This is a genomic window from Legionella moravica DSM 19234 (assembly GCF_000423305.1).
Lineage (GTDB): Bacteria > Pseudomonadota > Gammaproteobacteria > Legionellales > Legionellaceae > Legionella > Legionella moravica.
Map to the genome: position 1 here is coordinate 1 of NZ_AUHS01000008.1, position 24,092 is coordinate 24,092.

Sequence of the window (24,092 nt, forward strand, 5' to 3'; positions counted from 1 at the left end):
GCAGTTCGAAGTGAAATTGAAAAATCTGTGCCCATTTCTAGATTAAGTCTTGTCTAAACAAACTTCAGGGACGTTGCCTACTAAAGTTGAATAAATCTTACTTCAATCCCGGCTTAACACCAAAATTTAAAGGCAATTCATCTGCCATGGCAGTTCCAATATTTTGAGTTACCCGATCAAAGAAATTCTGTTTTTGGGTGTAGTCTATCATGTTATCAATTTTGATAACGTCACGCGCTACCTGTCCGCTGCTGCCATAGCCATCAATCAAACCATTGGCTAATGCTTGCTCACCAGTCCAAAACAGACCAGAAAAAGTATCATCATCAATGTGTAAACGGCTGCCTCTCCCCTCTTTTACCCGATTGATAAATTGTTGATGAATGATATCAAGCATGGTTTGCAGTTTTTGTTTTTGCGAATCTGTAATGGGAGAAAACGGATCCAGAAATCCTTTGTTTGAACCTGATGTCACTAAACGACGGGTCACGCCAATTTTCTCCATGCCATCCACAAAGCCAAATCCATTGTATAATACACCAATTGATCCAACGAGACTTGAAGGGCTGGCATAAATGCTGTCAGCACCTACTGCAATATAATACGCCGCTGATGTACACATATCCACGCAAACAGAATAGATTTTGACGTTGGGATATTTAGCTTGATAATACTTGATAGTATTGTACATATACTCAGCCTGAACCGGACTGCCGCCGGGACTGTTAATCCGAAGAATCAAAGCCTTTAATCCTTTATTTTTATAAGCACTTTGCATGCCTTTGGCAAAATTATCCGAGCTTGCAACCTTGGAATCAAATATTTCTCCATTTATATCGATTAAACCTACATGAGCTTTTGTATTAGTGCCAGTATCATCACTGCTGTAGGAATAGATTTTGTAGCCTATAATTCCAATAATCAAAACAAATAGTGTTCGCGATATCCAACGCCATCTGCGCTTTCTTTTCTTTTCTTTCATGTAATCCAGAACGATCTGATTAAGCAAAATTTGTGAATCTGGAGTAGAATTAGGTAAATCATTATTCATCTTTAAGCTCTTGAAATAATTAAAACTGCCCTCATTTTACGGCAGTAAGAGATGAATTAATACCCTAAAATAACTATAAAAGGTGAAGCTATGCGAATGGACAAACTGACCTCTAAATTTCAAATGGCTTTGGCCGATGCTCAGTCATTGGCTCTTGGAAGAGATAATGGATTTATAGAGCCTGAACACTTAATGAAAGCTTTATTGGATCAACAAGGCGGTAGCTGTAGACCTCTGCTCACTAAAGCTGGCGTCAATATTGCGCTCTTACGAACACTGATAGATCAAGCCTTGGAAAAAATGCCAAAAGTTTCAGGGACTGGTGGAGACATTCATATATCCAATGCTCTTAATCGCCTTCTTAATCTAACCGACAAATTAGCGCAACAGCGAAAAGACAATTTTATATCCAGTGAATTATTTGTGCTCGCAGCAATAACTGAGGAGAGCGCCCTCTCTAAAATGTTAAAGCAAGCAGGTGGAGAGCTTAAAGCCATTGAAAAGGCTATTGATGATTTAAGAGGCGGTGAAACAGTGAATGACGCCAACGCTGAAGAGCAACGGCAGGCACTGGAAAAATACACCCTCGACCTGACAGAACGAGCGGAACAAGGAAAACTGGATCCGGTAATTGGCCGTGACGATGAAATACGCCGTACCATTCAAGTTCTGCAAAGACGCACCAAAAATAACCCGGTTCTCATCGGTGAGCCAGGCGTGGGTAAAACAGCAATTGTCGAAGGATTGGCTCAACGGATCATCAATGGAGAAGTTCCAGAAGGATTAAAAGACAAACGTTTGCTTTCTCTGGATATGGGCGCATTGATCGCAGGTGCGAAATTCCGTGGCGAATTTGAAGAACGTTTGAAAGCAGTTCTTAATGATTTGGCAAAACAGGAAGGTCAAATTATTTTGTTCATTGATGAAATTCATACCATGGTGGGCGCAGGAAAAGCAGAAGGTGCCATGGACGCTGGAAATATGTTGAAACCAGCCCTAGCTCGAGGTGAACTCCATTGTATTGGTGCCACAACTCTTGATGAATACAGACAATATATCGAAAAAGATGCCGCTCTCGAACGGCGATTCCAGAAAGTGCTCGTAGATGAGCCCAGTGTTGAAGACACAATAGCCATACTCCGAGGTTTAAAAGAACGATATGAAGTGCATCATGGTATTGAAATTACCGATCCGGCCATAGTAGCGGCAGCTACTTTGTCTCATCGTTACATCAGTGACCGCCAGTTACCAGACAAGGCTATTGATTTAATAGATGAAGCGGGTAGCTTAATTCGTATGGAAATAGACTCTAAACCCGAGAGCATGGACAAACTGGACAGAAGACTTATCCAGTTAAAAATCGAACGAGAAGCATTGAAAAAAGAAAATGATGAAGCGTCCAAAAAACGCCTGGTTGATTTACAACACAGCATCGATGAACTGGAAAAAAGTTACTCTGATCTAGAAGAAATCTGGAAGGCTGAAAAAGCGACCATGCAAGGCTCCACTCAAATTAAAGAGGCTCTGGAGCAAGCCAAACTTGAAATGGAAACCGCCAGAAGAGCCGGTGATTTAAGCAGAATGTCGGAGTTACAGTACGGTCGGATACCTGAGTTGGAAAAACGATTGAGCCAGGTTGCTGCGCTCGATAATGTGGAAACAAAACTGGTCCGCAATAAAGTCACTGAAGATGAAATAGCCGAGGTTGTTTCAAAATGGACAGGTATTCCCGTCGCCAAAATGATGGAAGGGGAAAAGGAAAAGCTGCTTAAAATGGAAGAAGTCCTTCACAACAGACTGATTGGGCAAAATGAAGCGGTTGATGCAGTTTCTAATGCCATACGACGTTCACGTGCAGGTTTATCTGATCCGAATCGCCCTATCGGTTCCTTCCTCTTTCTTGGTCCTACCGGTGTGGGAAAAACAGAATTGTGCAAGGCTTTGGCCACATTCCTGTTTGATACAGAAGAAGCCATGGTACGTATTGACATGTCTGAATTCATGGAAAAACATTCGGTTGCCCGTCTCATCGGCGCACCTCCAGGATATGTAGGATATGAAGAAGGTGGATATTTAACCGAAGCAGTACGACGCAGACCTTATTCTGTAATTCTGCTCGACGAAGTAGAAAAAGCACATTCGGATGTATTCAATATTCTTTTACAAGTAATGGATGATGGCCGCTTAACGGACGGTCAGGGACGTACGGTGGATTTTCGTAATACCGTAATTGTAATGACCTCGAATTTGGGATCCCAGCTAATTCAGGAGATGGGAACCAACTTTGATTACGACCAAGTAAAATCTGCCGTTATGGAGATGGTTGGACAGCATTTCCGCCCTGAATTTATTAACCGAATTGATGAAACGGTGGTATTCCATTCCTTGCTCAAGGAACAGATTGCCAAAATCGCTGAAATTCAAATCGCTTATTTGCATCATCGGTTGAAGCAGCAGGACATCAATCTTGTGGTAAAACCAGAGGCTCTGGCCTATCTAGCAGAAGCGGGCTTTGATCCGGTATACGGTGCGAGACCTTTAAAAAGAACCATTCAACAAAAACTGGAAAACCCATTGGCTCAATCGTTATTGACTGGAGCATTTCGTTCAGGCGAAACAATTGAGGTCACTTATAAAGACGGGCAATTGCAGTTTGCGGCACATTAATATTCATAATCCTGCTCCCTGTGTGTAACGCGGGGAGCAAGTTTATAAAACACCATGCCACAACCGGAGAAAAACGCTCCTGAAAGTGAAATAAAGTATCAAAAAATCATAGAAAATCTAATATCCCGATACCGACGCTCTTGCCTCACTACCCTCCGGAGATGGCTCTTTGGTTTTCTCAGTTAATCGAATAAGACTATTGCGAAGATAGGTATCGAAGCCAGAGCGATCGTCAAAGTAATCATAATCCAAAGCAGCAGAAGGATAATATTTCATATATTGTTCAACAAAATATGTAGCGTTTAACATGTCTTTATAAGTGAACCGTTCTGTTGACGGTGGAGGTATCAACACTTTATTAATCTCAAATACCAGCTTAGGATCTTCGGCGACTCCACGTGAAATTAATAATAAAGCATATCCGCCGACTACTGTATAAGTTGCAGTATCGACTGCACCTTTTGTCAAAGAAAATTCAAAACTGGAATGATCCATCGAATCAAGATCGTTTTCAATCATCGGAGTGTATAATAAATCGGTAATCTTGTCTCTCACTGGACCTGACTCTACATGGCGTTTCAAATGCGCTTCTATGACATCTAATTTTAATGATTTAAAATCCGAGTGATCTTTAGCTAACTGCCTGCACCATGTTTTAATCGTCGCCTCTGTTTCCTTAAGATCGGCATCAACATTCCTAACCAAAGATTGAACAAATCGAATGGCTTTAAACTTCTGCAGCTCACCCTTGTTCCTAAGTAACTGCTCGCTTATTATTTGTTCCAGATAAGGTTGAAAATTGGGATCATCTGCATAATGTGGGTAATTAAGATATCGATCATTTAATTTCATATTCTCACGAAATGCAGTCAAAGCCGTTACAACAGTTGTGACATCCAGTTTTTTCAAATCCTGAACTCTGTAATCCTTTGGCATTTCATCAGATAAACCCAATGCTTTTCTTACTGCGAGAAAGAGCTGGCAATTTCGCTCATCGAAAGGTGAATAAAAATAAGAAGTATATGAATTGCATTTATCGTATTCTTTTATTAATCTGAAATAACGATGCAACAAAGCACCCAACAAAAACTGAGTGGCCTGTTTGCATTTATCTTCCTTACCCTCATGCAATATTGCCCGCAACTCAGTGCATAATCTGGTAAAAGCATCCTTTACAGTCGCTCGATCACTTTTACAATGTATAACACCATCCGTTCTGGCCAAGAGTATTTCAAGTGCGCTCGGGACTACCTGATCTTGTGCAGACGATGAGGATGCTGAAGACTGAGAAACAGGAACAATTTTATATCTGCCGAGAGTAATTGAAAAGCGATCATCTAGATTAAGAGTATCTGCTCTTAAACAAGAAAATGAGGGTGGAGTAAATGGCATACAACCTCCTTTAAGACTTATTAGTCATCCATATTGAACAAAACATACCGCAATAAACACCATACCATGAATCATCTGGAATCACTCTGGAATTTCTAACTTCTTCAATCTCACCTTGTATCCTCGGACCAAAGCGATTATTTAAATCAACATAAATTTCATCATCTTTTCTATGCTCATAAACATAGGAACTGTATTGGCTAAGAGCCGTTAAACTTTGGTGAAACACTTCATTACTGATATCGGACAGTGAGTTTATCCCTAAATCTCTTTGTAACAAATCGATAAAATTTTTATTCACGTAATAACAAACAGTTGAACTATAACGCGACAACATCAAGATGTATATTCCTATTAGCACCTTATTTTTAAATTCAGTAAACTCTTCGGAATTCACCAATGCATGCCTGTAGAATGAGCTGACGTATAAGCATAATTGTGGATCAAGATCGGTATCAAAAGAATGGGCAACCCTTCCAATAGTTATCGAGTCATCCAAAGAACCAGCACTTGGCATTAGTGCAGAAAAGAAGCCCATGCAGCCCGTATATTGAGAATTGCTACGCGTTAATTTCCTGGTTAGTTGCATTGCGTTTTGCTTGAATACGGCAAACTCGAGCATGGCCATCCTCCCGCTGGTGTTCACCCGCAAAAACAGCAGCGAGCAATTTGTCCCGAAATAAAGGACACCTTCATTTTTTATATCAACCTATAAAAAATATTGCAACTATTAATTTATCTATATGCCAACAAATATTTCAAAATGAGTTTGCAATGGTACTGCTGATGTTCAGTGCAGCGTTTGGCTTCATGATATACGTTCATTAACTCCTGCTGTACCATGGTTCGCAACATGGCATTAGCGCAAAAGGATCAGTGGGCTGCATGCATCCTTACACTGGATTCCAAAATGTCGGATTCTGCCTCATCCATTACAGCTGGTTGTGCCGACCGAAAAAAAGCAGGTTCATAACCTGCTGCCTGCTGTGGTCTTTCGTACCTTGACGTAGCCGACTTTCCAGCACCTGCTACTTTATCCCAAACGGCTTCAGCCGCTTTTCCAAACCAGGATGCTGGTGCCAGTAAATAATGAAAGGCCCTCATTTCGTTAGCCAACGCGATTTTGTCAGCAGCCATCATTTGTTCGGCAATACCCAGTAACAGCTTGCCTTCGTTAATTGATTCCTGCGCTTTATAAATTAAATGAACCTCATCCTCAAGCATATTATCGACATACCTGGAATCATAAAACATCGCATCCAGGGCTTCCAGACCCAGCACAGTCCAACCGACAGGACCAGCCGCAGAACCCATTACTTCACTTAATAAAATACTGAAACCAAGATCGCCCGCTGTCGAGGTAACAGTTGATTTAATCAGGTCCGGCACATTTTTTTTTGAATTTAAACCCAGATTAAAAACAAAACTGATTAAAACCCCTCTGGGACCGAAACAGGTCTGAACATGCACCTTCGATAAAGCCTCTGGAGATGACAAAGCATGGAATAACTTATCGGCTACGTCTGCTCTCATATGCTTGCTTATGAACCCCCATCTCTCCACTGAAATTGCTTTAAAAACCTCCAGATAAGCACACTGTATATCATTATCGAGCTTTTTCTGAGCGGGCGAGTTAAAGATCCCGGCGTCCCACTCTGCCATAACAGTGAATAGATCTGCTTTGATTGTCTCTCGGTCATGCTCAGACATAAGTGACCAGACCCCATCCCACAGTATTTTTTGTTCTTCAGGTGATAACATCAACTCGCAGTCTTCAAAGTCCCTATCTTTATCGGAAGCCGACCCTTTATCCTTGTCAGATTGTTCTTTTTCGGAGCTTCCATCCTTTTCCTCTTCCTGTCTGCTTCCTGACGGCCGCCTTACTTCCTCCTGAAGTACAGTCTCAATACCGGGAATATCAGCTGGCCGAAGAGCTGAAACTATTTTGTCCAGGCCAGTTTGAATATTCGCCCGACTTGTCTGCATATAGTTGCTATTAGTCATTGGAACATCCAGCGTCAGATGCAGTTCATCGTTTCTGATGACGGTTGTTCCATTCGCCGATGTTGTTTGCAGATTGCCCGCTAATTCGTGAATAATGACTTGGGTTTCCTGTTCACCATGAATAACGGGAGTTGTCCTTGCCAGATAATCAATTCGATCCAGGGTTACTTCAGCAACCGCAATCGCTGATTCTCCTGTATTATTTGTTACTGTTCCTCCGTTCAGACGTGACAAATCTTTCGTATTGAAACTGACTCCCGTACCTCGATAGAACTCATGATCAGAAACGGTTACTGCGCTTAATTTATCAATCTCAATATGATTTTCGCCTGGAGTCAAAATCTCTCCCCCGCACATCCGTGCTTCGTCTATATGAACCCTGTGACCATCGGTATTAATTCCATCAACCACATAAATACCGCTGTGCTCTGAGGTAGTGGCAGAGTGTCCTGACCCTTTGTAAGTGGAAACATGACCTGAAGTACTGGCGTCGATGGACTTAGATCGGGTTACCTCCCTGTCCTGTCTGTCAATAATGTCTAATTGTTCGATATCAGCATCTAAGGTACCAGCCTTGATCTGAGCACCATCCAGTACGACATGGCTCATGGCCTGGCCTTGATGACCAAGACTCATATTGCCGCCTGCCGATAATTCAGCAGGAACGTAATGAGTTGTTTCTGTTTTGCTATGAGAATACCCGACCGAGGCACTGTTTATTTGTCCTCCCGCTGAAGCAGCGGAAGCTCTTAAGATTTTTTGATCAATGGAGGAATGCAATTCCGCTGCCGTTGCGATTATTTCAGGAGCGTTAACTACCATATTGCCATCTGCATGCACACAAACACCATGTTCCAAATCAATGCCTTCTCCTGCCTCCAGATAAACATTGCCTGCCCGATCAACACCTCCGGGGCCTTGTGTCTGGTATTTCGCAACCATTTCGCTTTTGTTCACCAACAGACTAATGCCAGGCGACCATCCTTTATCTCCCCCCAGCCCATAGCGCGCCAGTAATTCCCTGTCCAGAGTCCTCTTCGCCAATCCACGTGTCAGATTATTTACCGTGTTATATACATTAATCCCTAAATTGGCCGCGTTTGCTAATCGTTCACCATCATTGTGGCTGTCAAGCATAGACCTCAGTTTTGTCATGGTGGCATCTTCAGCACTCATCATATCCATGAGATTGCCACCGCTCTTCCACGCCTTCCAGGCCCCCACTCCGGTTGCAGATACCTCAAAACCGCGTTTTTTTTCCACAATTTTATGATCTAATATATCAACACCAAAGCGGATACGCCCCGAAGCCTTTAGCTCCAAATCACCGGCACCGGCAAAATAAGCGCCACGCGCATCAAGAGAGCCGTCCGTCACCTCAATACGGGTCACACCATTATCATAAAACAGGGTAGGCATGGCCTCCTGATGCTTCTCGGAGCGCGCGCGTTTTGACAGGCCCCACCAGCGACTCGAGGATTTATACTGTCGGCTCTGTGTCTTTACGCTGTATAACAGAACCGTATCGCGAGACATGATCTGGGTTCCCCCGGGGGAGGAGAAACGAGTTGCCGCAGCCTGAACACCCCCATGGCGGGTTACCAGAATGTTATATCCAGCCGACGAATGTACGGATGAATTTTTAACCTTAGTGTCCTTCCTTACCTCTTCAGACTTTTTTCCAGACCTGGTTTTTGATTTCTTTTTTGCGGAACGCTCGGTATGCTGGCGAGCCTGAAAATCGAAGCCCTGATCAGCCTCAAGATAATTGATACCATCACTTACGAAGTCCGACGCATCCGCAATGACCTTCCCTCCTGCCCGGATAAAAAGACCAACTCCATCCCTGTCAGCCCCGTTTCCTCCAGCGATTAATCCTCCATCAAATTCATAGATGTCACCACGACTGACGCGGACATTACAGGCATTGAAGACGTCTCCACTGGCAAGTAATTGCGCATATTCTCCTGCTCGAACAATCCCACCCCAGTTTTCAATGTTGCCAGACGTAGCCTCCATATAAAGATCCTTACGTCCATTGATGATTCCATCAACTCCCATAACTACTCCCCATGGGCTTTGTGATTGAACTGCTTCCTTTACCATATTTTCGGTCGAACAGGGTATGCCAAAGGGAGTAAAATGGTGGTCTGATGATTGGGAGGATTGAAATAAAGCGCCGGCGGATATATTTTTAATTTCGGTAGCTTTTATTGTAACCGTCTCGGCATTGATGGTTCCACCTAGATTATAAAAGACGCCATCCGCGGTGAAACTGGCTACACCATCACAATTTATGGCATGATTTGTTTTAATGGTTCCTGCTGATTTTACATGCAGATTACTGCTGGTAATGTGACTTAATAAGTCAATGTCTCCCTCCGTGGTGCTCAGGCTTAAATCTCTGTCCTGATGATAATCTGAGGTCATCGTAATGCCTCTGGCTTCTACGGATAAATCGCAATGTCGGTTAAAAGGAGCGTCCAGAATAATATGATTCTGGGTTTTTACTCCCAAATGTCCGGACACAGCATACTGCTCATACGGACCCTGGCCTGAAATAAATTGAGTTGCTTCTGCAATATGCTCGATATTAAAAAAGGCATTTTCGAGTGTTGCAGAGCCGTGTAAATCAGCCGTTTTGGATTCCACGTGGAAGAAATTGGTGTCAGAACCACCTTCGGCTGATTTATTTGAAGTGATTTGCCCACCATGAGAAAAAACCGGCGTCTTAATACTGACTGAACTGGCATTAAAAGTTGATTCGTCCTGAGCTTTAAAAGAATCGGTATAAACGAATTGAACATCCTGCGCGTCCAGATGACCTGTGAAATCAAACGTCTTGCCGGCCGCGTATATACCATTCAGTTCGGTGCTGACATTGCCCCTGCCATCGAACTCAAGAATATGAGCCTGCCCCTGACTCAGTGCCAGTCGTCCTTTCTGACTGAGATGTTTTATGGTCACACTGGCATTGCTTCCACCCAAAAAGCCCGTATTATCCATAGTATTGGCCTTAAAATTTAATTGGCAAACACCCGTCATGAAACCTGCATTGCACGTATAATCTGTATTAAAAAAGGCACTACCACCACCAGACCAGCCAGTATTATAGAAATACCGGTTATCAACAGAATGACACATCAAAGACACGTCAACGCCAGTATTCACACTGAATAGAGTCTTTCTTACCCCTGAGGCCGAGAAACTTATTCCTGAGTGGATACCGATAAGGGAAGTCGTGCTGTGTTCGTTTGAAAAAATTGCGCTAAAATCTGCTCCAAGCCGTTGCCAGTCAGACACGCTGTTCAGTTCAATCATTCTGTCGGGACGGTCTCCAACAGATGTTTTAACCGTATTATATAGATTCCCAAGCAGCCAGAGATTCTCTTTCAGTTGACAGACTGTCGACATCCATTCATGTCGACGCATGGTTTTGTAGCGCTCCCAATCAAAATGGTGATACGCATCATAAAGCAAAGAGGCACGGTTTAGTAAGCCGGGCATCATAAACGCCAGATTAATGATGCCTGAGTATTTAGCGAGCAACTTGTTTGTTACGATTTTTCCAACGGAAAAAAGGTTGCTCCATGATAAAACAGCCTCAGGATCGACAAATGAACTGGAAAGTGCCAGACCACCATGAACAGAAAACAACTGGGTATTTGTATAGTTCTTAGCAATTATAAGCCCGAGGTTTACCCCATAAAATCCCTGCATTATCAAGTCGTCACTGATATAGGCTCTACCGAGAAGATTCAAAAAATTACTGTGAACTGTCATGTTTTTAGCTGAAAATGTGCCCAAGTTGACAACCCTGTCATCAAACCCCAGATAAACATGCTCTGATTCAATAGTACCAAGGTTATTGAGTACGCCTCCTTTTGCTCGCAGATTAGCACCAAGCTTCATATTGCCCAGGTGTAAATACCGATCAGCCTCAATGAACAAATCAGCAGTTCCATTCACCATGGCGTTTTGAGTAACCAGTAATTCCCTGCCAATTTTGAGCAAGCAGACCGCTCGTTGTTCTTTACCTTCCAGCCCTGCCAACACCTCTGTATTTTGGGTTGTTAACAGACCGCGAACAATCATGTCTCTGGCTAAAACCAGAGCGCTGCCGTCGAGGGTCATGGCGGCGGAAGACCAAACCGAAAGGGTTCTTTCAGCTGCAACGATGGTATTATGGATAATCGTGTCACCAAACGTGCCGATATCAGAACTGGCAACGACAGAATCAGAAAAGTGAGCATGCGCCTGTTGAGCAATAAAAATCAGCTTTTCTACTGTAATTTTTGACTGCTTCCTGGCTCCAAATTGATTATAAATAAGCAGTTCTGCTGCGGATAACAGGCTGGAACATAAATCCGTACGTCCTGATGAAATAAATTTTCGGGTACCAATCACGGACTCATCGCTGCTCATGGTTGAATCAGACGATGTCCTTAGCTGCGACGCGCAGACTAAATGACTTCTTTTCCTGAGTCGAAGTGTGGAACCCTGCTGCACTTGCACATCTGGAGCCAATACCATGGTATTTTTGTTCAAATCGATCGTACTGTCCTGCAGAAACATGGCCTGTTTCACCTGAACTCGACTTGATTCCAGCTTAAAAACACCACGCCTCTGCCAAATGAACTCGCAGGAAATAGTAGAATCCTTCGCTTTCATAGCCCCTTGCGAATGCAGCAAACCCACGCGTACTCGACTGTGAGCATCCATCTCCAACTCACTGTCTACGTAGTTGCTTAACTGACTGTCTGTAATAAATCGAGAGCCAACAAGCTTGAGATGGGCATGCAGATCATGACTGACAGGCTCGCTGGAAACGCCGTAAAAAGCGGAACGCTCTATTGTGGCATTACCCGAACAAGAAAATCTGTTGGTGGTTAATAGGCATCGTTTCAACACCACCTGTTCTGGTATTTTACTTCCCTGTACATGAAGTTTATCCGAGAAGGAAGACAAGGAATTAATTGTCGCTTGTTCCGACAGGATCTCGATAATGTACGTATGTACCTGCAGGTCATTAATTGTCAGTTCCCCTCTGAGTATGACCACATGACCAGAAAGGCATGAATTCGTTAATTCTGTTGTGCCGTTCAACCTGATCTGAGACTGAGCCGTAATGATCGACTGATTGATACACGCATTGCCTTGTATCGTTTTTATATGTTTTGCTGTTATATTTGTGTTGTCTAATAGCAGGTGACCTGCTGCAACAATGGACTGACGGGCGGTAAGCCTGCTGCCATGAACCCTAACCTGGCTCTCTTCTGCCTGCAATAAGCTATCCAGCTCTATCTCAGATTGGTTCTCAACAGTTAAAAGTCCAGCGACGACATGGCAGAAACTCCCCTGATAACGACAATCATTCACAATAAAGTGACCACCTAAAACAGATACATCTGGCGAGTTGAAATTCGTGTCCTTTAACTCAGTTAAAGAAGAATTAGCGTGATAAAAACAGCCTGAAACAGTAATCAGTGATTGATGGGCATCGAAAACACCATTTTGACGTACCTTTTTTACTTCCGCAGTACATTGATGACATGCCAATTCACCTTGATTATCCATTTCATCGATGGAGATTCTGGTATTAAACAAATCAACGATGACAGGCTTATCAAGTATTAATTTTTTATCAACAATGAAATCACTTTTTTTATCATCATCGGCATCTCCAATACGAATCTGCGTATCCCCCTGTATGAGAAGATTTATGGCATGAATGTGATGATCACCATGCAGCATCATAGTTGATTTTGATTGTCCATGCCCCAAAACCATGGCATCCGCGGTTAAAAAGCATTCGTTATTAACCGATAGATACCCATTCATTTCACATTGATAGGCAATCAAGCGTAATGAATCAACCTCTGTTTTAACGGCCGCGTCTTGTTTAAAGCACTGAGTAGAGACATCCAGTTGACCTGAAATCTGAAGCCCTGCCTCTTGATGAACATAAGCCGCATGAATTGACATATTTTGCGCCTGAACAGGCGCAAGAAGACCCACTCCCTGGCGTGCAGAAAGTATGACCGTACCTCCAGATTGGATAGACTCAGTTAAACATAATGCTTCAGCTTCTATAACAAGGGCCGATTCGCACGCCACTTTACCGGCTATCAGCACAGATCCGCTTGCTTTAATAAAACATTCGTTTAGTTCAAAATTCGCAAACAGGTTAACCTGTCTGGTGGTGAACGAAGTAACAACCAAACAACGTTCTTTCATGACATGCCATTCAAGAATTTTTATATCGTTATCATAAACACATCCATCCTGTGCTGAAGCAATCAGATTGGCAGAGATAGTGTATTCCTGGTTTTCATCCAGACTGATGGTTACAATAATATCTTTTGGATGAGATTCCAGTCTTTTTTCTAAAGGAAAGTCATCCAAATTTTTATCTCTGGGTACCACACCAAGAGCATGTTTACCAACCGATAATATTGAAAAAAAATTCGACATATTTTTCCTTTGTTTTCTTTGTTTATGGCACCATCCTTCCCGGGAAAAACAAGAGATCTTTGGAGGATGGTACAATGTGGTTAGCCTGTTCTGGTGCGTATTCCTCTTGTTCTTTCCGCCTGTGCCGAACCTGCGTCGTTAGCGGCAGTCTGACTTGCATTCGAAAAGAAACCTGCTCTTGACGGACCGGTAAGCGTTTCAGGCTGCGAAACCGGTACCTGATGCCTTAGTAAGTTTTTCAAGGTAATATCATTCGTGTCTTGATCCAGGGCGATTGTCTCTTTAAGATCCTCAACATTATTTTGTAAGGTATTAAATTTTGCCTCCAGAGCCTGCACTTGGAGCATCACGCTCATTAATCTGTCGGAATCCAACTCCCTACTGAACGCCCTCGCTGATTCTGTTTCACATTGCTGCGCGGCTAAATTTATATTATCCACTTCAGCAGAAAGATTACCCATGGCAGCTCCAGCACCAAAGACCAGGGCAGTACCTACAGCTCCCCCGGCTCCGCATAACAGGGCAACGGGTAGAGTGACGGATAAAGTAGCAAAGGCGGCCAGGCCGATAGAGATCCCCACTGCCATAGAAAGAATACCGCCGGTTGCGACATCTAGAATTGTACTCATAGCTTCACCTATTTCATTCGCGTCTGTTGATGGTTGATCCTAAAATCAACAGACTGTTGTTTCAAAAGCAGTCTATAACGATCTGACGGCTGGTTTGTGCTGGTTTTTATCCGCGGGTTCAATACGGCGGAAACATTCTTCAGCCAACGTTTTAACTGCCTCATGGTGCTGCAAAGTCTGTTGGTGAATACGGGGCAGATAATCGCGGTCAGCTTTAGCCTCCTCCGCTGAATATCTTGGATAATCTTTTAAAAGTCCGGAAAAACGAGTAACAAATATTTTTATGTCCTCTCTCTCCCGCCGAAATTTATCGGGAACAACGCTACAGTGCGTGTCTGAACCGGTCTTTGCGGAATGCAGATCCATCATTTGTTCAAGCGTATCGAGTATGGTGCCTCGTTCGAGATCAACTTCCCTGACCATTTGATTATACGACTCAAGCTGATTAGTTAAGTCTTTATTATCTTCATCGCGCGTTATTTGAGTAGATAAATTTTTAGTTAAACGATGGCAAAAAAAACCAAAGCAGGCTCCAACAAGAACCCCTATCGAGGCCCCAATCACAGAATCAGTTGTCATGTTTATCCTCATTTAAAAATAATGCTTAAGTAGTTAAGCAACCATCAGTTAGATTTTTAGTTACTATCTGAGTTATCAAAATCAACTTAATCACCGTTTTACTTGCAGGAAATCACGTCAATTTTTCTAATTTTTTAACGAATTAAAATAATCGATCACGTTTATTTTAATTATTTCAATACGATAACGCCGCGAGGGTTATTGTTTATTAAAAACTATCACTTTGGTTTTATTATTGGTTATTTCCTGGATTTTGATAAAAAATGGTATTCATTTTCATCATTCATCGTATCAAATCTACTTTTGGGTTTATTTTATTACAATTTTGAGAGTGACATTACCGTAGAAAATACGGGTAGGTTTGATGTGGAAGTATCGTTGTGGCTATTGAACGAGAGAAATAAATTAAAAGTTGGTTACGAAAAAAGAAGCTTGATTTGATTAATGCATTGAACCAAGAGTGGGGCGACTTGTATCAATTGATTCTGTAAAATTGTGCCACCCGACAGGAGATCCCTCACTGCGTTCGGGATGACGTGAGTAGTTACCTTTAGTCTATTATTCCCCAATCAATATGATAACTTCGCCATCACAAGCAGTATTAAAGACGTTCACCTGATAACGAAAAAATAATGCAAGAATCCATTAGGTTCCGAGAACAAAATTTAATTATTGCATAAAAAACCGTCATTGCGAGCGTTAGCGAAGCAATCCACATCGAATCTTCGCTAACACGCTGTAATGGATTGCTTCACTTTGTTCGCAATGACAACTTATTTGCAATATATTAAAAATTCGTTCACAGAACCTAGGGACTGTTGACATTTCATTATGTTCAAGCCTACTTTCCGCGACTTGTTCGCGGAATCGATAGATCTTGCTCAAAACAAAAATATATTGCGCCTATAATCAATTGGATCCCAAGAACAAGTCGCTGGACGTCAAAACATGAATTATCAACAGCCCCTAAAGGTAGCGTTGATCAATAGACGTTACCAATTGTTGGTGAATGCCATTAAATCCCCTGTTACTCATTACTAAAACAGCATCCCCTTCCCTCACAATACCTGTAATTTCCTTCACTATCTCGTCGTTATTTTTACAAATTTTATAAGGGCACGTCCAATCAGCCACTGTTTCGTTCAAATCAAAATCATGAGGTTCCAATACGAAGGCACCATCGACAGGCGCCAGAGCATGCGCCATTTCACCGGCATGAACACCTGTACGCATGGTATATGAAGCAAACTCCATGACAGCAAAAATGCGCTGGTGCCTTTTACTGCGGGTTAATGCATCAATTGTTTTAGTAATCGCCGTAGGATGATGTGCAAAATCATCGTACACGGTAATACCGTGACGGTTTGATTTAACCTCCAAACGCCTTTTAACCGGAGTAAAACTCTCCAGTGCTCGTGCAGCAACTTCAGGTTTTACACCGGCATTGGCACTGGCGGCAATTGCAGCCAGAGCGTTCTCGATATTGAAACGACCAATCAACTTCCAATGGATCTCTGCAACTACCTCACCTGAATGTAGGACTTTAAATGCAGATCCACTTTCATCCAGTAGTTCTGCTGACCAGTCTGCATTACCCGTCAATGATAATTCCTCTACTCGAGAGTACTTGCCGCGAGCCAAAACCTCATTCAATGCTTTGTCATCTCGAGGTTTTATGGCGACGCCACTGGTTGGTATTGTTCTCATTAAAAAATGGAATTGTTGTTGAATGGCTGCCAGATCGGGGTAAATATCAGCATGATCAAATTCGAGGTTGTTTAAAACTGCGATTCTTGGTCGGTAATGCATAAATTTAGGGCGCTTATCAAAAAAAGCAGAATCATATTCATCTGCTTCAATGACAAACCATGCCCCTTTTCCCAAACATGCGCTGGTATTAAAATCGGTAGCAACACCTCCAATTAAAAAACCAGGATTTAATCCTGCCTTATCAAGTATCCAGGCAATCATCGAGGTAGTGGTTGTTTTTCCATGGGTACCAGCAACCGCAATGACCTGATATCGAGATAAAATATTCTCTGCAAGCCATTGTGGACCTGAAGTATAATTTTTACCTGCTTCTATAACTGCTTCCAAAACAGGCATTCCACGCTTGATGGCGTTTCCAACTACGACCAAATCTGCTTGTAAAGCCTGTGTAGTGTCCTCATAACCTTCAGTCCAGGTAATGCCTTTGGCCGCAAGCAAATCACTTACCGGTGGATAACAATTGGCGTCGCTCCCGGTCACTTTAAATCCAGCATCTCTCGCAAGCAAAGCTAAAGCACTCATGAACGTTCCACTTAAACCTAATACATGTAAATGTGTCATAATCTCATCGCCAAAAAGTAACCGTTAATACATTAACTGCAATTAAACCGAACGCAGCCAAAACTGATTGAACCGTGGTACTGCTCATTGCTGATTTATAGATGTAGGCAGTAAGTACAAATTGCCAAACAGACAAACCCAAAGTCACGAATAAATATATCACAGCAATAAATAAAACAAGTGGATTTTTTAAATGAGCATTTGCGAGATAAGGATCGACTAAAAATAAAGGACTGGCCAAGAGATGAATAATCGCATGGGAGGTACATAAGCAAGTCACTGTCTGCACCCATCGAGAACCCAGGCCTCTTAAATAGAGAATAGCAAAAGTATAGACTACAAAGGAAAAAACCAAACTAAGGGCAATCAAAGTAGTAATTAACAAGTCATCAGAAAACTCAAGTTCTGAAAATTTCCATTGTAGGGTCATAACCAAAGTGAAGAATAAAATACTGATTCCCATTAAAAAATGAGAATAGGGAGTATTATCAGGAGTTTCCTGAAATATCACGAGTTTCCAATAAACTAAAAATAATGATGCCAGCATAATTTAATCATTTTTTGATAATTTTCTTTTCGATGCTCAATTGCTGGACTATAGGTTGATTCCATGGTCCAGACACCTTGTAACTATAACCCGTAATTTTTTGCATGCTTTGATTAATAATCTTGTTCGCAACCCAGGCTGCGAGTCCTGCAATTGGACCACCAGCAATCGTAGCAACTATGGGCAAGCTGGCTGTAATGTGAGGCGAAATACTCAAATTCAAATCATACATTCGACGCACCAAATCAAGATCACCTTTCATGCTGGCGTATGCCACAGGACCATCAATGTAACTGTCCTGTGTATTCATGATGCCATTTTTTACAGTGAAATTCCCTTTAAATACATCAAAACTGTACCCTTGATGAGACAAATCGCTAAAATCGAGTTTCAAACGTCTAGGTATCGTTTGTAAACTCAAAATGCTTAATAATTTCCCTAATCCCAGCTTTTCCTCTGTTTCAGGACTCAAATGAGTTATTCGACCATTTTTAAGCTGAAGGTACATGGTTCCATTTAATGAAGCCAGAGAAAAATCATACAAAGTCCCCTTCCAACCGCCATTAAACTCCATATCGCCTTTGCCTGCATCAACTGCCGGAGTAATTTGCCATAATTCCAGACTTTTAGCCAAATCATTTAAATGCAGTTTCACCTGCATCTTTGATTGTTTGATCTTTCCTTTTTGTGTCCATTCCCCATTAATATTAGCCTGATAAAATGGTGAATCAATTCTGCAATAATCAATTAACCAGCGTTCAGGTGAAGATTGACTTTTCAGAGTCATATTACCTACCTGCTTGCTCCCTAGCGAGAAGTTATCAATACGTAAATTGAGGTTAGGGATTTGATCTGGACTCGATCTTGCTGTTCGCTCGCTATATTTGCCGTTTTTTTCAAACGAAGCTAAATGCAAATATTTAATAAAGCCGCTTAAAGAATTTGTGGCGGTTCTATAAGTCAAATCGCCTGCTATGTTCTTCTGATTCAGATTAAACGCCCAACCGCCATCAGGAAGGATTTTAGCTTTCACCGCCATGTTATCAAAATGCTGATTGAGGAAGCTTAACTTGCCCAAGGTAACATTAATGATTCGAAGTTGTGCTAATAAAGATGAGCCCGTTTGTTCCGTTGCAAATGAATCGTATACTTTTTTCCATTCATATAAATCAAACCCATCTAAAGTACCCACTACAGACAGGCCAGGTTTCTCTTGATAAATAGCTTCTGAACTTCCCAATCGAATTTGTCCTGACTTAAATACAAGACCCCCTTTATTGACTTGCATCAAAACATCAGAACTTAAACGACCATTATAGTTCGATCGTAATCGTATTGCTTTTTTAGGGTTAAAATCCAGTTTCACTACCAAAGGAACTTGAGTATCAAAAGGTTTACCCATCGGCGCGGGCAGATTTACCGCCAAACCCTTAAGATTGGATTGAAGCACAACACTGTCCATATCATTAGGATCATCAGTCAACTTAATGGTTGCCTTGACAGAAAACATCCCCTTAAGCACGGATAATAAGGGAAAATCAAACTGTTTTTTTAAAGAGTCGACGGTACACTCACCATCAACAAGAACAGAGGTTTCTGGTTCTGGTTTTTTAACCGATTGAATTTTGATGTTTAAAGGAAAACCAAAAGCATTTGCCTCCAAAGCACTATGGGTCACCCCTTCTTCATCGAATGATAAATCACCACGCACATCCTCAACCTTAATTGCCCCCATTTGATGTTTTACTGCAATAGTGTTGTTTTCAAAAGCCAGATCCCCCCTGACAAGGTTGTCATCATTCTCGGGGTATAATGGCAGTTCAAGCCGCAAATTTAATAATACTAAACCATCAACGGCCAGCCGCTTTAATGCAGCCAGTTTTTGTTCTAATGGAGAGGCCAACACAAAATTCAACATTTTTTGCGCTTTTCCATGGATTATGCCATGTATTAACAGCGTTTCTTTATCCTTGCCTATATCATCAATTCGTAAATGCATTTGATTCACAGGAACTCCCTGAAAGTCACCATGCACCAAATCAATCGCAAGATTGCGATTTTTTAAACGGATATACCCTTCCAACTCTTTAATTAACTTCCACTTGGAAGTAATAAACAACTCGCCTCCGCTGCCATGACTGACTATGGAAAACTCTCCATTATTATTGTCAAAGGGAAAATCATTAAGAAAACCATTAAAACGGATTGTTCCCGTTGCGTTGGCTATTCGTTTGATGTCTGTGGTCAACCATAAATACAATTTTGGTTTCAAATATTCTTTAGGCAGAAAAGCAGTCCATTGTTGCAAATTTTTTCCAGAAAAATCAGCGTCAAGACGTACGTGTCCAACAGAATTTCGGGTTACCTGATCAACCACGCCCTGCGCACTGATGGTTAAATCAGGTTTACTCATTATTAATCGTTCAATGCTTACCTTGAATCCATTACCCAGTTCTTTCCAATCAACTGCTCCATTAAAAAGATCCAATTGCTGAAGAGGATAATCTTTTACTTTGACCGATACCTTCTCTGAATCCAGCTCAAGCCGCCCTTCCTGCGGCTGCCAGTTTAGTGCACCCGAAAGATTTTCTATTGCAGGAACCGTTTTAATTGCATTCCAGCCTACATGCTCAAATCGGGTAAGAATATAATTGACTTCTTTATCTTTTATAAACAATTGAGTATCAGTTAAAACACCATGCGGCTTGGCCTGTAATAACTCGGTTATGGAAGAAGGCCAGTTAATTGCATCGGTTAACAAGGATTCAACAATAATGGATTTGACAAATATCTGGTATTGATTGTCTGGCTTGTTGTAATGAATTAATAATTGATTCTCTGGCCAACTGATGCCAGCAGCACGCAATTTAATGTGATCGGCCTGAAATTCCCAGCCATTAGCCTTTGGTTTCCATGCGAGATTGGCATAAAAGGATTGAATTAACTCACTTGTTTTTTTATTGGTTAAACGCCAGGCTAAACGTTTTAATTTCACCTGAGCCTGAGCTGATGTAACCGTACCTTTATCGAGATCGAGCCAAACAGCCAAGTCACCTTTGCCCCCTTCCAATTGCTCTGTAGTATTTGGAAAAACATGTTGCCATTGAGCTGGAACAATGTGTTTTGCAGCAAAATAGATTTGTCCTTGAGTATTCTCAAAATGATTCAGATCAAAACGTACATCCCCGAGCAGTTGAAATTCAGTACTGTTGGTCTGCTCCAATCGCGCCTCACCGCGAATTTTATAACGGCCACCTCGATTCACAATGGAAACATTGAGCCCGCTAACTGGAATTAATCCACCATCACTAAAATAAAAATGAGCTGAAACATGCTTAATGATTAATCGTTCTTGTTGGGAAAGCCAACCTAACACGAGCTTTGTCTGTTCCGGGGTAAACTCATTATCTTTAATCGAGGCTGGAGAAATGCCATCTATGCTCCAATGTCCCGCTTTCTCACGAAATTTAAGATGAATATCATCGATATAAAGAACGCCCGGCTGGATACGCCAATACCAAAGTGATTTAAATAAGTTAATCCCGATCAGCAGTTGCTGTAAATGTAATGGGTTCTTTTTATCGCCATCAATGCTGACTTGCTTTAACTTAAGCACCGGTTGAAACCAATACCATCCTGTTTCCATCGTTTGAACAGTAACAGGTTGGCCTAAAAGAAGACTCAAGTGCTGCTCTACTTCACCTTTGTATTGTTTCGCCCAAGGAGTTAATGAGCGGAATATGCTTGAGAAAACAGCCGCTAATATAATCAAGATAGCCAAAGCTATCCAAATTTTCTTTATTATACTATTCACCGAAAGGGTTTGATTCATCATAATTTTTTTTACTATACCATTGCTTTTGCGCATACTCATCACTTTCTTTTTGATCGCGCCGTTCTAATTTAATTTGTTCCTCTTTTTTAACCCGTTCAATGAGTTTGGCTACACCCTCTTCTGCTGCTTTTGCGAGTTTGTAATTCATCTCCAGTTTACTTCTGGTTTTAGCCAATTGAGCCAAATGAGAATTCAATTGTATTAAAGCAGTATCTAAATGACTAATAAAATCAATACGATTTCTTAATCTTCCTACGGTACTGCCCTCATAGCCTATTTGTTCCAGTTGATGTAAATAATCTTGACGATATACGACGAGCTGCTCATGGCGTAATTTATTTTGGTTAAATTGCTCTTTTGATTTTCTCAGCTCTATTAAAGCGTGATTGGTTTCTTCATTTTTTAAATGGAGTAACTGATTTAAACGATCCAGGCGCTGACTCATTAACTAGCTCCGATAGAAGTTGAAATCAATTGTGACAGCTGTGACACACTGTCCTTATACGTTACCCGATCATTTATACCCTGGGTTATATACTCTTTAAATCTATCTATAACCAAAACAGCTTTATCCAGCAAAGGATCACTCCCCTTTGCATATGCGCCAAGTAATATCAGATCTTTATTTTTTTCATAAACTGATATCAGTTTTTTAAACATTAAGGTGTCTTTCATCTGTTCATCAGACACGATGGATTGCATCACTCGGCTGATCGACGCTTCTATATCAATTGCCGGATACTGACCCTCTTCAGCTAGCGATCGGCTTAAAACAATATGCCCATCCAGAATGGCTCTTGCGGCATCAGCAATGGGATCCTGCAAGTCATCCCCCTCAGCCAATACGGTATAAAATGCCGTTATTGAGCCTTTTCCTGGCATGCCATTTCCTGCACGCTCTACCAATTTGGGAAGTTTGGCAAATACCGAGGGAGGATAACCCTTGGTTGCTGGAGCCTCCCCAATGGATAAGGCAATTTCTCTTTGTGCCTGGGCAAATCGAGTCAATGAATCCATAAGCAGTAACACATGCTTTCCCTGATCACGAAAATACTCAGCGATACTTGTAGCAACCATGGCTCCATGCAATCGCATCAAAGCACTCTCATCAGCAGGTGCGGCAACAACCACAGCCCTCTTAAGCCCTTCCTCGCCCAAGTTAAATTCTATAAACTCTTTAACTTCTCTCCCACGCTCACCTATCAAACCAACAACCACCACATCTGCATTAGTAAAGCGGGTCATCATACCCAATAATACTGATTTTCCGACTCCACTTCCTGCAAATAAACCTATACGCTGTCCACGACCTACCGTTAATAATCCATTAATTGCCCGCACGCCGACATCCAAAGGAGTGTCCACAGGAGCTCTTTTTAAAGGATTGATAATCGGGCTAATAAGCGAGTAGGAATTGACTAAATCAAGGGAAGGTCCATCATCTATCAACAAACCGGAACCGTTTAATATGCGTCCAAGTAATTGAAACCCAACCCCCACTTGCGCAATCCGCCCTGTAGGGCTGATCATCATCCCTGGTGCCAGTCCCTGTATTGTGTCTATACACATTAAATACACACTATCATTGCTAAATCCTACCACTTCAGCCTCAACTGAACGTGAATCATCTACAGTAACCAGGCAGCGCGCACCTATCGGTTGATTAAAACCTTTTGCCTCAAGAGTTAAACCTACAGCGCGACTGATTCTGCCACAATGCATTAATCCAGAGTGTTTGATCTGCCTCATATCCGAAAGGATCTGGTATAATTTTGACTTATAAAGAGTCATTATCCAATCCTGAATTCAGAGGTTCAAAGGGCTCGTTAAGGTTATCCTTATTGATGTATTGGGCAAATAAAGTGGTTAATCGGGTGTGTAATCTGCCATCCAACTCACTATGCTGCCCCTTTAGATAAAAATCACCTCTATTTAAGGCGGGATCTGCAAATAAAGCATCAGTAATTCCAGGTACATCTTTCTCACCAATTTCAGATTTAATCCACTCGATATCCTGGGGATGCATCCCCAAAATCGTGGCTCCACTTAAGGATGGCAACTCCTTTTTTATTTCGTTAAAGAGCATTTTAAATTTATCCGGATGTACTGTAAGTTCAATCCCAATACAATATTGGCTCAACCAAATCAACGTGTTAATCACCTCTTGGATTAATTGTTCATCAAGCAGCTGAACTGGATTTTTGAACCATTCAATCCATTGAACCAATTCTGCTCTTTTTAAATCGATCTCCTCCTGAGCTTGTCTCATTCCTTCTGCAAAACCTTTTTCAATTGCCTCCTGCTTTAATTGTGCAATTTGCTCATTTAATTGCGCTTCCAAATCAGGTTTTGATGGCTCATCAGCTTTGACATGATGATAATCCCAGGAGTTAAACCCCTTAGTGTCAGATCCCATAGGAAAAGGCTGAAATTCTTTAGACATATTCTAAAATACCTTGTAATTTAAGATGAATACAAAATCATTTACTCAGCGTCAAAAATGCAAGAACGACTTATTCTTGTTTATTAATTTCCTGGCGTCATAATCCGAATCTGGTATCAATTAATGAACGCTTAAAATGG

At 41.7% G+C, this 24,092-nt stretch carries 13 protein-coding genes; 1 reads left to right on the plus strand and 12 read right to left on the minus strand.

Annotated elements, in window-relative coordinates; translation table 11 throughout:
• Positions 1-97: 97 nt before the first annotated feature.
• Positions 98-1,051 (minus strand): S49 family peptidase, encoded by a 954-nt coding sequence (locus tag G543_RS0101510; protein WP_028382956.1) that lies wholly within the window; start codon positions 1,049-1,051, stop codon positions 98-100.
• Positions 1,052-1,141: 90 nt separating this feature from the next.
• Between G543_RS0101510 and clpB the strand changes: the two genes are divergently transcribed.
• Positions 1,142-3,718 carry an ATP-dependent chaperone ClpB gene (gene clpB, locus G543_RS0101515; RefSeq protein WP_028382957.1) on the plus strand — a complete coding sequence of 859 codons (2,577 nt, stop codon included), beginning with the start codon at positions 1,142-1,144 and terminating at the stop codon, positions 3,716-3,718.
• A gap of 117 nt (positions 3,719-3,835) precedes the next feature.
• Here the strand turns inward: clpB and G543_RS0101520 are convergent, their stop codons facing one another.
• The 11 genes from G543_RS0101520 to G543_RS0101575 all read right to left on the minus strand — a co-directional run bounded on the left by G543_RS0101520 (position 3,836) and on the right by G543_RS0101575 (position 23,952).
• Entirely contained in the window at positions 3,836-5,110 is a 1,275-nt protein-coding gene (locus tag G543_RS0101520; RefSeq protein WP_028382958.1) for a hypothetical protein, read from the minus strand.
• Positions 5,111-5,120: 10 nt separating this feature from the next.
• Positions 5,121-5,732 carry a hypothetical protein gene (locus tag G543_RS0101525; protein WP_028382959.1) on the minus strand — a complete coding sequence of 204 codons (612 nt, stop codon included), beginning with the start codon at positions 5,730-5,732 and terminating at the stop codon, positions 5,121-5,123.
• 251 nt (positions 5,733-5,983) lie between these two features.
• Complete coding sequence (locus G543_RS0101535) at positions 5,984-13,588, minus strand: hemagglutinin repeat-containing protein (protein WP_028382960.1); 7,605 nt, start codon at positions 13,586-13,588, stop codon at positions 5,984-5,986.
• An 80-nt stretch (positions 13,589-13,668) separates the two neighbouring features.
• A complete protein-coding gene (locus G543_RS0101540) occupies positions 13,669-14,217 on the minus strand; it encodes a hypothetical protein (RefSeq protein WP_028382961.1) in 549 nt (182 codons plus the stop codon).
• A 72-nt stretch (positions 14,218-14,289) separates the two neighbouring features.
• Positions 14,290-14,796, minus strand: a complete 507-nt coding sequence (locus G543_RS0101545) for a hypothetical protein (RefSeq protein WP_028382962.1) — start codon at positions 14,794-14,796, stop codon at positions 14,290-14,292.
• 966 nt (positions 14,797-15,762) lie between these two features.
• On the minus strand, positions 15,763-17,130 hold the full coding sequence (mpl, locus tag G543_RS0101550) for a UDP-N-acetylmuramate:L-alanyl-gamma-D-glutamyl-meso-diaminopimelate ligase (protein WP_028382963.1): 1,368 nt from the start codon (positions 17,128-17,130) through the stop codon (positions 15,763-15,765).
• A gap of 1 nt (position 17,131) precedes the next feature.
• On the minus strand, positions 17,132-17,674 hold the full coding sequence (locus G543_RS0101555) for a hypothetical protein (RefSeq protein WP_028382964.1): 543 nt from the start codon (positions 17,672-17,674) through the stop codon (positions 17,132-17,134).
• 7 nt (positions 17,675-17,681) lie between these two features.
• Positions 17,682-21,509, minus strand: a complete 3,828-nt coding sequence (locus G543_RS0101560) for a YhdP family protein (RefSeq protein WP_028382965.1) — start codon at positions 21,507-21,509, stop codon at positions 17,682-17,684.
• Entirely contained in the window at positions 21,481-21,954 is a 474-nt protein-coding gene (gene fliJ, locus G543_RS0101565) for a flagellar export protein FliJ (protein WP_028382966.1), read from the minus strand. The genes G543_RS0101560 and fliJ overlap by 29 nt, the downstream gene beginning before the upstream one ends.
• The gene (fliI, locus tag G543_RS0101570) at positions 21,954-23,300 is read right to left on the minus strand and encodes a flagellar protein export ATPase FliI (RefSeq protein ID WP_028382967.1); all 1,347 of its coding nucleotides are present in this window, start codon (positions 23,298-23,300) and stop codon (positions 21,954-21,956) included. The genes fliJ and fliI overlap by 1 nt, the downstream gene beginning before the upstream one ends.
• Positions 23,287-23,952 carry a FliH/SctL family protein gene (locus G543_RS0101575; protein ID WP_028382968.1) on the minus strand — a complete coding sequence of 222 codons (666 nt, stop codon included), beginning with the start codon at positions 23,950-23,952 and terminating at the stop codon, positions 23,287-23,289. Before G543_RS0101575 ends, fliI begins: the two co-directional genes overlap by 14 nt.
• Positions 23,953-24,092 lie beyond the last annotated feature (140 nt).

Excerpts from the sequence above, each read along its gene's own strand:
- G543_RS0101525 (WP_028382959.1), bottom strand. The coding sequence starts at position 5,732 with ATGCTCGAGTTTGCCGTATTCAAGCAAAACGCAATGCAACTAACCAGG.
- G543_RS0101510 (WP_028382956.1), bottom strand. The coding sequence starts at position 1,051 with ATGAATAATGATTTACCTAATTCTACTCCAGATTCACAAATTTTGCTT.
- G543_RS0101555 (WP_028382964.1), bottom strand. The coding sequence starts at position 17,674 with ATGCTGGCATCATTATTTTTAGTTTATTGGAAACTCGTGATATTTCAG.
- G543_RS0101575 (WP_028382968.1), bottom strand. The coding sequence starts at position 23,952 with ATGTCTAAAGAATTTCAGCCTTTTCCTATGGGATCTGACACTAAGGGG.
- clpB (WP_028382957.1), top strand. The coding sequence starts at position 1,142 with ATGCGAATGGACAAACTGACCTCTAAATTTCAAATGGCTTTGGCCGAT.
- fliI (WP_028382967.1), bottom strand. The coding sequence starts at position 23,300 with ATGACTCTTTATAAGTCAAAATTATACCAGATCCTTTCGGATATGAGG.
- G543_RS0101545 (WP_028382962.1), bottom strand. The coding sequence starts at position 14,796 with ATGACAACTGATTCTGTGATTGGGGCCTCGATAGGGGTTCTTGTTGGA.
- G543_RS0101560 (WP_028382965.1), bottom strand. The coding sequence starts at position 21,509 with ATGATGAATCAAACCCTTTCGGTGAATAGTATAATAAAGAAAATTTGG.
- fliJ (WP_028382966.1), bottom strand. The coding sequence starts at position 21,954 with ATGAGTCAGCGCCTGGATCGTTTAAATCAGTTACTCCATTTAAAAAAT.
- G543_RS0101520 (WP_028382958.1), bottom strand. The coding sequence starts at position 5,110 with ATGCCATTTACTCCACCCTCATTTTCTTGTTTAAGAGCAGATACTCTT.
- G543_RS0101540 (WP_028382961.1), bottom strand. The coding sequence starts at position 14,217 with ATGAGTACAATTCTAGATGTCGCAACCGGCGGTATTCTTTCTATGGCA.
- G543_RS0101535 (WP_028382960.1), bottom strand. The coding sequence starts at position 13,588 with ATGTCGAATTTTTTTTCAATATTATCGGTTGGTAAACATGCTCTTGGT.